Annotated in this window: 15 protein-coding genes; 11 read left to right on the top strand and 4 right to left on the bottom strand. The window is 44.6% G+C overall.

Features of this window, described 5'->3' with window-relative positions:
- The 5 genes from V6C93_RS22785 to V6C93_RS22765 all read left to right on the top strand — a co-directional run.
- Window positions 1-251, top strand: a 251-nt coding sequence (locus V6C93_RS22785) for a PEP-utilizing enzyme (protein ID WP_333478962.1), incomplete at its 5' end; no start/stop codon positions are given.
- 315 nt (window positions 252-566) lie between these two features.
- On the top strand, window positions 567-1,388 hold the full coding sequence (locus V6C93_RS22780) for a DHHA1 domain-containing protein (RefSeq protein ID WP_333478961.1): 822 nt from the start codon (window positions 567-569) through the stop codon (window positions 1,386-1,388).
- Between the two features lie 452 nt (window positions 1,389-1,840).
- Complete coding sequence (locus V6C93_RS22775; RefSeq protein ID WP_333478960.1) at window positions 1,841-2,509, top strand: HAD family hydrolase; 669 nt, start codon at window positions 1,841-1,843, stop codon at window positions 2,507-2,509.
- Window positions 2,510-2,703: 194 nt separating this feature from the next.
- Window positions 2,704-3,270: an NUDIX hydrolase gene (locus V6C93_RS22770; protein ID WP_333478959.1), complete on the top strand. Its 567-nt coding sequence runs from the start codon at window positions 2,704-2,706 to the stop codon at window positions 3,268-3,270.
- A gap of 165 nt (window positions 3,271-3,435) precedes the next feature.
- Window positions 3,436-4,890, top strand: coding sequence for an RtcB family protein (locus tag V6C93_RS22765; protein WP_333478958.1), 1,455 nt, complete (start codon window positions 3,436-3,438; stop codon window positions 4,888-4,890).
- Between the two features lie 16 nt (window positions 4,891-4,906).
- Here the strand turns inward: V6C93_RS22765 and V6C93_RS22760 are convergent, their stop codons facing one another.
- The gene (locus tag V6C93_RS22760; RefSeq protein ID WP_333478957.1) at window positions 4,907-5,725 is read right to left on the bottom strand and encodes a hypothetical protein; all 819 of its coding nucleotides are present in this window, start codon (window positions 5,723-5,725) and stop codon (window positions 4,907-4,909) included.
- Between the two features lie 24 nt (window positions 5,726-5,749).
- Here V6C93_RS22760 and V6C93_RS22755 point away from each other — a divergent pair, with 24 nt between their 5' ends.
- The 4 genes from V6C93_RS22755 to V6C93_RS22740 all read left to right on the top strand — a co-directional run bounded on the left by V6C93_RS22755 (window position 5,750) and on the right by V6C93_RS22740 (window position 8,379).
- Entirely contained in the window at window positions 5,750-6,637 is an 888-nt protein-coding gene (locus V6C93_RS22755) for a GTP-binding protein (protein WP_333478956.1), read from the top strand.
- A gap of 28 nt (window positions 6,638-6,665) precedes the next feature.
- The gene (locus V6C93_RS22750; RefSeq protein ID WP_333478955.1) at window positions 6,666-7,457 is read left to right on the top strand and encodes an N-formylglutamate amidohydrolase; all 792 of its coding nucleotides are present in this window, start codon (window positions 6,666-6,668) and stop codon (window positions 7,455-7,457) included.
- A gap of 14 nt (window positions 7,458-7,471) precedes the next feature.
- Window positions 7,472-7,903 carry an archease gene (locus tag V6C93_RS22745; RefSeq protein ID WP_333478954.1) on the top strand — a complete coding sequence of 144 codons (432 nt, stop codon included), beginning with the start codon at window positions 7,472-7,474 and terminating at the stop codon, window positions 7,901-7,903.
- Window positions 7,904-8,238: 335 nt separating this feature from the next.
- Window positions 8,239-8,379, top strand: a complete 141-nt coding sequence (locus V6C93_RS22740) for a hypothetical protein (RefSeq protein ID WP_333478953.1) — start codon at window positions 8,239-8,241, stop codon at window positions 8,377-8,379.
- 409 nt (window positions 8,380-8,788) lie between these two features.
- Here the strand turns inward: V6C93_RS22740 and V6C93_RS22735 are convergent, their stop codons facing one another.
- Window positions 8,789-9,154, bottom strand: a complete 366-nt coding sequence (locus V6C93_RS22735; RefSeq protein WP_333478952.1) for a response regulator — start codon at window positions 9,152-9,154, stop codon at window positions 8,789-8,791.
- Between the two features lie 239 nt (window positions 9,155-9,393).
- Between V6C93_RS22735 and V6C93_RS22730 the strand changes: the two genes are divergently transcribed.
- Window positions 9,394-10,062 carry a response regulator transcription factor gene (locus V6C93_RS22730; protein WP_333478951.1) on the top strand — a complete coding sequence of 223 codons (669 nt, stop codon included), beginning with the start codon at window positions 9,394-9,396 and terminating at the stop codon, window positions 10,060-10,062.
- Between the two features lie 76 nt (window positions 10,063-10,138).
- Here the strand turns inward: V6C93_RS22730 and V6C93_RS22725 are convergent, their stop codons facing one another.
- Window positions 10,139-10,357, bottom strand: coding sequence for a hypothetical protein (locus tag V6C93_RS22725; protein WP_333478950.1), 219 nt, complete (start codon window positions 10,355-10,357; stop codon window positions 10,139-10,141).
- A 172-nt stretch (window positions 10,358-10,529) separates the two neighbouring features.
- Here V6C93_RS22725 and V6C93_RS22720 point away from each other — a divergent pair, with 172 nt between their 5' ends.
- The gene (locus V6C93_RS22720) at window positions 10,530-10,745 is read left to right on the top strand and encodes a helix-turn-helix domain-containing protein (RefSeq protein ID WP_190777768.1); all 216 of its coding nucleotides are present in this window, start codon (window positions 10,530-10,532) and stop codon (window positions 10,743-10,745) included.
- A gap of 188 nt (window positions 10,746-10,933) precedes the next feature.
- Here the strand turns inward: V6C93_RS22720 and V6C93_RS22715 are convergent.
- Window positions 10,934-11,440: hypothetical protein (locus V6C93_RS22715; protein WP_333478949.1), on the bottom strand; the 507-nt coding region annotated here is incomplete at its 5' end.

The following is an 11,440-nucleotide window of genomic DNA, read 5'->3' as shown; positions in this document are numbered from 1 at the left end:
TACAAGCCGCTTCCGATATTGACCAACAAACCATTCTTGTTGTACCTTACACGGATTCGGGTTGGGCACCTCTGTTGGCGCGAGCAGGGGGTCTGATTGCCGAAGTGGGGGGGCGACTTTCCCACGGTGCGATCGTGGCGCGTGAGTATGGCATTCCAGCGGTGATGGATATTCACAACGCCACTCAAGTGTTACGCGATGGTCAGCGGGTGCGAATTGATGGTCGGCAGGGCATTGTCGAAATTCTCTAAAGACTGAAGGTTCCTGGTCACTAGTGCAGCGCACCAAAAATAAATAACCAGCTTGCCAATCTGCCCTAAGCCGAATGTCACTGACTTAAGAACTCTCATAGCTCACCAACCAACCCTTGTGCAGGGGGTCTCTAGGTAGGCACTCCGTCCCCCAGTGGGGGTTTGGGGGGTTTCCCCCCAATCTGGGTTTTCCTAAGAAACGATCACTTTTCCCTTAAGTCAGTGCCATTCCCCTTAGGATGAAGGTGTAATTCTCTTGACGGCGCTTGAATATAAAAGAACATCAAATATCGGTGGAGCATGGATGAGAGCCTGATGGAAACCAAAATCCTCTATCACGATGGTTGTAATGATGGCTTTGCTGCCGCCTATTGTGCTTGGACTGTCTTAGGGGATAGTGCGGAGTACATTGGGGTAAGCTACGGGGAAGAGCCACCGACCATTAATCAGGGCGATCGCATTTACATCGTGGATTTCTCGTATCCTAGGGAAATCCTGCTTGCCTGGGAAAAAGTAGCCCGTGAAATTCTCATTTTAGATCATCACAAAACAGCCCAAGAAGCCCTCCTCGGCCTGTCGTTTGCGACCTTCAACATGAATAAATCAGGGGCAGTCTTAGCTTGGGAATATTGGCACCCCAACGAGCCAATCCCTACCCTTATTCAATATGTGCAAGACAGGGACTTATGGAGGAAGAAACTGAGCCTTTCTGATGAGGTTTTTGTGATGCTGAGGTCTTTCAAGCAGGAGTTTGAGGTCTGGGATACTTTAGCTCATCTATCCCCTGATGACTTCCTCTCTCTAGCGAAGATGATGGGCACTCCGATTCTGGAGAAACGACAACGCGATGTGGAGGCGATCGCGTCTACCTACACTTGGACAGAGATAGGGGGATATAAAGTCCCCACCGTTGAGACTTCTAAACCCGGCTTGACCTCTGATATAGGGCATTACCTATGTCAGCTTTTCCCTGAAGCTCCTTTCAGTGCGATTGGGCGGTCAGATGAAGATGGGAAGACCCGCTGGGGATTACGCAGCATCGGCGATTTTGATGTTAGCGCGATCGCTAAGCAATTTGGTGGCGGCGGACACAAAAATGCGGCTGGATTTGAACAAGATAGAGCTGTTTCTTTTTAATTATTATCTTTGAATGAATGGCACTGACTTAAGCCCTGAACTAAAGTACTCCTACCCTTCGGGAACCCCTTCGGGGAACGGAGAACGCTACGCGAACGGGCTAAAAGCTTAAACCCGTTAAAACGGGTTGAAATGCTGATTTAGTAAGCTTTAGCTTACTTAAGTTTTGAGCCTGAAATTTATTTCCAGGCTCTTATGTCAGTGACATTCATCTCTGAATTCATCATTAAATAAAGATTTGACTAATCCACCTCTTTAGATGGATAAAAGACGCTGTCCTAGTTTCTAGCATGATTGATGATCTATTAAGTTACTTCACTAAGTCATGAACTGGGCAGATATATGCTCTGATTAAAGTCCTAAAAATCAGAGTTAAGTTGGATATTCTCTACATACCAACATCTGAACTTTTCAGTTTTGACAGCTAGCACAATCCTCTGGGAGATTAGAGAATGGCATTGCAAGGAATCATTTTGGATGTAGATGGCACGCTTGTTTTGAGCAATGATGCTCACGCTCAAGCTTGGGTTGATGCATTTGCCGAATCAGGTTACGATGTGCCTTTTGATAAAGTGCGATCGCTGATTGGTATGGGTGGTGATCAGCTTATGCCTAAAATAATTCCAGGACTTACAGATGAGGAAGGCGACGGTAAAGTAATTTCTAAACGGCGCAAAGAACTAATCATCAACCACTACGGCCCAACCTTAGCTGCAACTAAAGGTGCGCGAGAATTAATATCACATATGCAGCAGGCTGGTTTAAAGCTGATCATTGCTAGTTCAGCGACTAGTGAAGAACTAAAAGTTTTGCTCAAAGCTGCACAGGTTGATGAATTGCTTAAAGATGTAGAAACAACATCCTCTAATGACGCTGACGCCTCTAAACCAGCACCAGACATTGTAGAAGCAGCATTAAACAAAATCCAGCTAGAGCCATCCCAGGTTGTCATGCTTGGTGACACACCCTACGATATTGAATCAGCAAAAGGGGCGGAGGTTGGTGTGATTGCCTTACGCTGTGGTGGCTTCGATGATACTCAACTTGCAGGCGCGCTTGCCATCTATGACGACCCAGCTGACTTGTTGGCGCACTACGAGCAATCACCCTTAGCAAATTAAGTTGTAATACCACTTTCTTTAGTACAGCACGGCGGAAATAACTATCCAGTTGAAAAAGGTTAAAAAGTTTACTGTAGAAGCCTTATTCCTTCTGCTTTTTGCCTCCTGCCTTCTACCTTCTTGCACTAGTGAGATAACCGGATAGGTCAAAGGTACTCATTAAAAATCTCAATCTTCATAGTAAGCGACTGATTATGGTACAAAAATATGGCCCTTGGACAATCCAAGAAAGGGATTTTAAATACCACAATTCATTTATCAATATCCGTGAAGACAAAGTTCTTCAACCTGACGGACAACCAGGTACATATTCTACTGTCACCCTGAAGCCTGCTGTTGCTATTCTGCCGATAGATAGCGAACACAGAGTATATCTGGCTCAGCAATTTCGATATGCTCTTGGTCAAGAGACTATCGAAGTCGTGTCCGGTTCACTGGAGGACAATGAACCTCCCTTTGAAGCAGCACAACGGGAAATTCAAGAAGAGCTTGGCATCCAAGCCGACGAATGGAGTAAGCTAGGCGTTTTTGATTTAGATACATCTATTATTCACTGTCCTGTGCATTTATTTTTGGCCAAGCAGTTGACATTCCAAGAGGCTCATCAAGAAGGAACGGAAACGATAAAAGCTGTTCGTATTCCTTTCGAGACAGCCGTTCAAATGGTAATGAATAGCGAAATTACGCATGGGCCAAGCTGTGTGCTCATTCTCAAAGCACGTAACGTACTCACCAACTCAAGGGGAATATCACTGACTTAAGCAAAAAGTAGTCGTTCTTTGAGAAAAACCCAGATTGGGGGGGTTCCCCCCAAACCCCCCACTGGGGGACGGAGTGCCTACCTAGAGACCCCCTGCACAAGAGATTGGTTGGTGAGTGAGGAAAGTTCTTAAGTCAGTGACATTTAACTCAAGGGCGAGATAACTATGATGGAAGTTTTGAAACAAATTTCTGATACAATCTGGGAAATTCCAGTTTCCTATAAGGATGGAATGCGAGTTCCTGCCCGGATTTATGGCACACAGAAGTTAATCCGGGAAATGGACGAAGGCGTTTATGACCAAGTGACTAACGTCGCCACGCTTCCAGGAATAACCAAGTACGCTTTGTGTATGCCGGATGGGCACTTTGGTTATGGTTTTCCCATTGGTGGAGTAGCCGCGATGGATGTCGAGGAAGGGGGTGTTATCTCCCCTGGCGGCATTGGTTTCGATATTAATTGCGGGATGCGTTTGGTAGTCACGAACCTGACCTATAAGGACGTAAAACCCCATATCAAAAAGCTGGTCGATACACTCTACCAAAGAGTTCCGGCTGGGGTGGGAAGTACTGGCTTTGTTAAGCTATCCCGGAATGATTTTCGCCAAGTTGTTGAGCAAGGTGCGCGTTGGTGCATCGCCAATGGCTATGGCTGGGAAAAAGATTTGGAGCTGATTGAAGAAAACGGCTGCATGAAGGGTGCTGATTCTTCAAAGATTAGCGAAAAGGCGATCGATCGCGGTTTCAACCAAATTGGAACCTTGGGGTCTGGCAATCACTACCTAGAAATTCAAGTTGCTCGAAAAGAGAACATATTTGACCGGGATTTAGCCAAAATTTTTGGCATTATTCGCCCCGATCAGGTAGTCGTGATGTTTCACTGTGGAAGTCGGGGATTTGGTCATCAGGTGGCAACTGACTATCTGCAAGTCTTTCTAAAAGTTATGGAGAGCAAGTATGGCATCAAAATTTTAGACCGGGAACTCGCTTGCGCTCCTTTCAACTCACCGGAGGGACAAGCCTATTTTGCGGCAATGAAATGCGGCATCAATATGTCGTTTGTCAATCGTCAAGTTATTTTGCACCGCATTCGTGAGGTGTTTTCGGAGATTTTCGGCAGCTCTGCGGAAGACTTGGGTCTGCACATGGTCTATGATGTCGCCCATAATACGGCAAAGCTAGAGCGTCATATTGTAGATGGAAAAGAGCGATCGCTCCTAGTCCACCGCAAAGGCGCAACTCGCGCTTTTGGCCCAGGTATGGAGGATGTTCCAGAGCGTTACCAGGCATTTGGTCAGCCGATTATCATTGGTGGCAGCATGGAAACTGGGTCTTATTTGCTGGCGGGTGTACCCAGTGGCGCTCAGACTTTCTTCAGCACAGCGCACGGTAGCGGACGCACTATGAGTCGGACAAAAGCACGAAAAACCTGGCGTGGAGAGCAACTCCAGCAGGACATGCTCAAAAAAGGCATCTATGTCCGCAGTACCTCTAAACCGGGATTGGCGGAAGAAGCCGGTGGTGCCTACAAAAATGTTGATGATGTGATTGAAGCGGCTGAGTTAGCAGGAATTAGCAAGCGGGTTGTGCGGTTGACTCCAATTGGAAATGTGAAGGGATAAATCGCTCATTTTTGTATCAAAATTTGGGCTTTTGAGGTGGCTCTAGAAACTCCAAATCTTTACAGAAGCTAGGCTGCTTGCTTTTGAAATCATCAAGCTTGTATTTATACAGCTTCCCTTGTTGGGCCAAGACTAAGTTACCTAAAAAATCCCAAGTTGCCCAGTCAACTGTAGCATCCAGAAGATCGGGATACTCATCTAGACTGAACTCAAACGTGTATCCATGTTGTAAATAGCCTCTGTAATGCATTCTGAGTGTGGGATGCTCCCCAGTCGGCTGCCAATACCAACCATCGTCATTTTCGCATTTGACCATATATATTTTAGAATTCTTAACTTTCACATTATTGCCGTAATTGTCTCCGGCTCTAGTCCATCCATCTCGCTCTAAGCGGGGATACAGTACACTTAAATCTTCTTTTCCAAACTGAGCATTTACATTTAACTGTCCCAGCCTAAAGGGAATAATTCCTTTAAGCTTTCCCCAACCATTCAATAACAGTTCTTTTTCGTTTTTCCAATAGCCTCCTCCAAAGTAAGTTCCCCAACTTTCTCCCTCCAAGCAGGTTTTTAAGCAAGGCAGCAGGCAAACTCCATTCCAGCTTTGACCCTTTTTCCCCATAGCCAAATAAACCATCCATTTTCCATCGAAAGAGATATCACATCGTTTGGGATATAACTTACCGTAAAACCAAGAACTATATTCTAGGTGGTCATCTTCTGTATTCCAACGAATGATGCGGAAAACTTTTGACGGCTTTCGTCTTATTACAGCGACGTAGGGGGAGCCTTTAGCTGGAAGTAGATGTATTCTTGCTGGTATTTGTTTCATCATGTTCATACAAGGGATAATTGATGTATGCAGACACGCACGCCTATTACAGTTATTACAGGCCCGCTAGGCAGCGGCAAGACAACTCTGCTGCGTCACATCATCGATACAGTTTCCCGAAAAATCGCGATTCTGATGAACGAATTTGGTGAAATTTCAATCGATGCCAAAATTATTCAAGGGAAAAACGTTGAGATGGCAGACCTCGGTGGAGGGTGCGTTTGTTGTTCCCTGGTAGGTGAGTTTGAAGCGGCTGTCAATGAAATTATTGATACCGTTGACCCAGATCATATTGTGGTGGAGACAACTGGAGTGGCAGAACCCGATGCACTTGCATTCGATATTCAAGAGAGCTTACCAAACGTGCGCTTGGATGGAGTTGTTACGCTGATTGATGCGGATGCGATGGTGAAGTATCCGTCTGTGGGACACACAATGCGGATGCAAATCGAAGCCGCAGATACCCTTATCCTGAACAAAGTCGATCTAGTCTCAGAAAGCGAGTTAAACGCGATCGCACAAAAGTTGCATTCCTTGAACGCAGTTGCTTCAATTCTACATACTCAACGGGGTAAAGTGGATACAGACTTGCTGTTTGGGATTACCAGAGAGCGGGTGGAAGCGCAACCTCACCACGTTCATCAGCCGGAATTTGAATCTTTTAGCTATACTTCGAGTGCTACTTTTGATCGTCAGTGCTTTGAGGAATTTGCTGACACCCTGGCGGGAGCAGATGTTTACCGGGCCAAAGGGTTTATCCGATTTCCTGAAGGGATTTATCTGTTTAACTTTGTTGCTGGACGGTGGGATTTTGAGCCTTTTGAACAAGAGGGAACAGAGCTGGTTTTTATTGGTAAACAGGTAAGTCAACGCAAAGAAGAAATTCTTGGTCGATTAAACTTGTGTGAGCAATAGCCTTATGTCTAAGCGATCGGATTAACTGATGGATCTATTTAATGTCCATATACCAAAAGGTTCGGCAGTACCGCTAGTGGCTAATCTCCCTCATAGCGGTCTATTTGTTCCTGACGACATTGCCGAACAGTTTACAAGCGAGCATCTTCAGGCTTTACCCAATAGTGACTGGCATCTTGATCGACTCTATCAATCTCTTCCTGATTTAGGAATTACAGTCATTCAAGCTACGCATAGTAGATACGTGGTCGATCTCAATCGAGAGGTTAAGGAGCCGATATTTGGTAACTTTTGGACTTCGGTCATTCCTGAGAAAACAGCTTTCGGAAAACCCATTTACCAAACTCAGCCAAGCAGCGAACACTTACAGGAACGTATGCAAAAATACTATGTTCCCTACCACGAGAAATTAAGAGGGATTCTTCAAGATAAAGTTGACAAATTTGGAAAAGTTTACCTTTTAGATTTACATAGCTTCTTTGGACTCATCACTGAAGACATTGACTTGGGGAATGCCAAAGATAGCAGTTGCTCAGAATTATTCATTTCATCTGTAGAAAAAAGCTTTTTAAGCCAGGGATATCACGTAGTCAGAAACAAACAATTTACGGGAGGATACATCACCAGACACTATAGTAAAATGCCAGGTGTCGAAACACTCCAAATTGAAGTTCGTTATCCTGTTTACCTCAATCAGAATCAGCTAGAGCAACTACAGCCTCCTGATTGGCAGGTTCCTGAATTTTATGCAGCAAAAGAAAAATTTGATGATAGTTTTGCCATAATTGTCCGCAACCTGAGCGCTCCCGCCTTATTTTAGTAGCAGTTAGGATTATGTCTTACGAATTCCTGGAAGATATTGCGATCGCAGATATTGCGTTTCGAGCTTGGGGAGAAAACCTGGAGGCGCTTTTCATCGCGGCTGGGGATGCCACGCTCAACGCGATGATTGATAATCCAGAGGCGATCGCACTCAAGGAAACACGAACCTTCAGCTTGCAGAATGACGAGTTGGACATGTTGCTGTTCAACTTTCTGCAAGAATTTGTCTACTACAAAGACAGTGAGCTACTTCTGCTTCGAGCGCAGCAAGTTCACATCGAACAGAAGAATGGAGAATATCATCTCACCGCCGTGACTCAGGGAGAAATGCTAGACTGCGATCGGCACGAGCAACGAGTAGATGTCAAAGCAGTTACCTTACACCGTTTCCAAGTGGAAAAAACAGATGATGGTTGGACAGCCTTGGTAATCCTTGACATTTAGAGCATCTCTGCCAAGTCGAGCTTCTAGACACGCGATCGCTTTCCTCTTCAAGCAGCTCGGAATCACCTCTTTGATAGAATTTTGGCAGAGAATATTTCCCAATGTTGATTTTTGAAATATTCTCTAGTGAGAGTGATAAAATAAGTGTAATCTCTTAGAAATGGGTTAGTTCTATAAAGAACTCATAAAGCATTTCTGCAATTGAATAAAGAATCGATTAAATAGCTTGCTTTGTGAGCTGAATCACCTAAAAGATAGATTAAACTCACAACTCCACATCGAGCAAATTCTAACAATGAGAGAAGTATATTCTCAGAGTTAGGCAAGGATATCAAATGAGTAAACAACCAAACATAAAGGATTTCTTGGGTAGTTCCAGACCCTTAGCAAACCCTGAATCTCAAAAACCAGAATCACAATCTCAACCCACCAAGGAGGAAATTGAAAAAACTCTCAAGAAATTTTTGGGTTTTTAATCCAATATTCCGGAGTTTAGGCTAGTTCTCATGAGGATAAGATTTTGTATGTAAAGACGGGGTGCTAGAAGAATAAAATTGTTAGTCTAAACTCTAAAAATCTGGAGAGTATTTTGGTTTAAACCTAAGCCTGTTCTGTAATTTCTGCTCAACCACTCATTACACCAAGCCTGTCAATACTAATCTCTGTTCCTGAGTAGAATCTAAGCTTGCCATTACATTCTTCGGGAAGCTAAAATTTTATGGAAAGCCTTTCAAGCTGGAACGAGCAAGTGTAGAAGCAGCCATATCCTAAACACTCAATATTATTATTTTTTTATTCTTGGCTTTACCACTCTCATATCTACGGGGAAATTCGGTTGGAGATTTTAGACAGAAATGACCTCAATTAGGCACGGTATTCAATTTCTTATGAATTTAACAACTGTTTAACTGTTTCAACCAATTCTTTAGGTTGGAAAGGCTTGCTCACATAAGCATCGGCACCTTGTTTAAAGGCCCAATAGCGGTCAGCGTTGGTACATTTTAAAGAACACATAATGACAGGAATATTCTTGGTTGCTGGGTTAGATTTGAGGCGGCGACAAACTTCGTAGCCATTGAGATGAGGCATAATGACATCCAAGACAACGACATCAGGGCAAGCCTGACGAATTTGTTCTAAAGCTTCAATTCCATCCTTGGCGGCAGTTACTGTAAACTGACTGGCTGTCAATAAGTTGGTAACCATGTACCTTTGTGTGCGGCTGTCTTCTACGACTAGAATTTTGCTCATGATACAATCGGTTTATGTTCTATACGTTGATCGTAGAGCTGACACAAGGATCTGGCATGAGGTGAGAGTCCCAATTTGCTCTAGGACTTGAGTCCTAGTTTAAAGTAGGACGCTTAGTTCTTGCATTGCCTACTGGAAACAGATAGGGTTAGGAAAAAAGTCCATTTTCTCACTCCAGTCTGCACAAATTAGGAGCGAAATTTTAATGTTTCCCTTATCTAAGGCTATAAGCATTTCCCATGACGATTCGCGTTCTGATAGTAGATGACCAACCTCTGATTCGCCAAGCATTGAAGTTATTGTTAGCGAATGAGGATGTTTTGCAAGTGGTGGGAGAAGCTTCGGAGGGAGAGGCAGCCATCCGTCAGGTAGAAGCGCTGCATCCCGATGTTGTGCTGATGGATATTCAGATGCCAGTTATGGATGGTGTGGCAGCGACGAGGGAAATTTGCCAGCGCTTTGAACAGACAAAAGTGCTAGTTTTAAGTGTTGATGATGATGATGAATATGTAGCGCAGGCGCTTAGATACGGTGCAGCTGGCTATTTGCTCAAAAATACGCCACCTGAAGAGTTAGCCTTGGCGATTAAAGCGGTATATAGGGGCTACACTCATTTAGGGCCTGGACTGGGTAAGAAAATTATGGCTCAAATCCCCGCACCGAGTTCGAGTTCCTCGCTGGACTGGAATAAATTGACCCCTAGAGAGCAGGAAATTGTGCGGTTAATTGCCACAGGAGCGAACAACCGAGAAATTGCTGAAGCGCTTTACATTTCTGAAAAGACTGTAAAAAACCATATTACCAATATTTTGAGTCGGCTGAATTTGCGCGATCGCATTCAAGTCGCCATTTTCGCTCACTCCAACTTATCGGCTCTGGCGAGCAAAACTCAGATTGTCGGAAGCTAGAGACAGGAATCAACCAGAAACAGAAACATCACGTTCCCTCCCCGTGTCGGGGAATGTTGGGGAGGGGTTCTCAGATTTACCGACCTGATGTTCTGTAGTGAGTGTCAGCTTGCTGCGGCTGTAGCACTTCAGAATTAAACATCACCACATATTTAGCGTTAGGAATCAGGCGACGGAGAATCTGTAAATGACCGTCTGCATCGGAGCGACTGCGGAATTGACCAACAGTTAGTCGCTGCATGTTGGGAAGCAAGCGAACTACCATCCAAGGGTTAAGTCGTTCTTTGTAAGGCATAATTAATTAGTCTCCATGTGTAAGTGGAGCCAGAGCCAGTCCAGTGCTTGTCTAGGGCGGGGACTGGCTTCCGACTGTCGTGCGATTTTGCACGTATACCTACACTAAGGCATTAACTACCTATAGTCAACTATCTATAGTTGATTTACTGAAAACGCTGACGGGATGGAGAATGACGCTAGGGCAAAAACTACGAGAACGACGTGAAAGTCTTGGTTTGACTCGCTTACAAGTGGCAAAAGCCTGTGACGTTGTAGAGTCTACAGTAATCAACTGGGAAACGGGTAGGCACACCCCTAAACTCTATCCAGTCCAGATGAAAGCGTTGTGTGATCTTCTAAATTTCACACTAGATGAGCTAGCGCAAGGACAAGAACAAGGAAACTGAACCTTTAATCTAGAATGGCTAGCAATCTAGCAATGTTCCTTAGATGAATTACCTAGCTTCACTGATGCACAGAAGTCGGACTGAGAAGGATAATAGCGATCGCCTCCGATACCAGCAAAGGCGATCGCACTGAACAAGAGAACGAACCTCAACCCGATGCTGTGCTGTTGTGATTAGGCATAGCATTTCTATACTTCTTTCGCCAACCACACCAGCATACCCAGCAATTCTTCTACAGGAGGAATCAGATACTCGGTTAGATCAATAGTTACAGTTTGTGCCTCTAGCTTGAGGAATGTCCACAAATTCCCACTAGTCACACTTCCGTAAATAGTGGAGATGGGTTGCTCTTTGGCGGCGTTGAACCTTTGGGCAGCAACCATTTCGGCGATGCACTGTCCCCAGCCTCCCTTGAGATTTTGTTTCTTGGCTTCAACGATAACAATTACAGGTGCTTCAATAAACAATTGTTCGGGAGAACGGCTGATTAAAAAGTCACAGACACCGCTCAATCCAGCTTGTACGTCTACGGTGAAGTCTTCACCAGAGAAGAAGCTAATGCGCCGATTTAAGATTTTGCGGACTTCAAATAGAATTGGACTAATAATTAGCTCAGAACGGGCTTTTTCTGAACCTGTCGCGATCGCGAGTGGAATACTTTCTGCTAGAAACTCTGCCAGATAAAGGCTGGGGGC

This window comes from Allocoleopsis sp. (assembly GCF_036703385.1).
Lineage (GTDB): Bacteria > Cyanobacteriota > Cyanobacteriia > Cyanobacteriales > Coleofasciculaceae > Allocoleopsis.
Note: the sequence above shows the minus strand (reverse complement) of the source record. Positions and strands in the feature narration are given on the sequence as shown.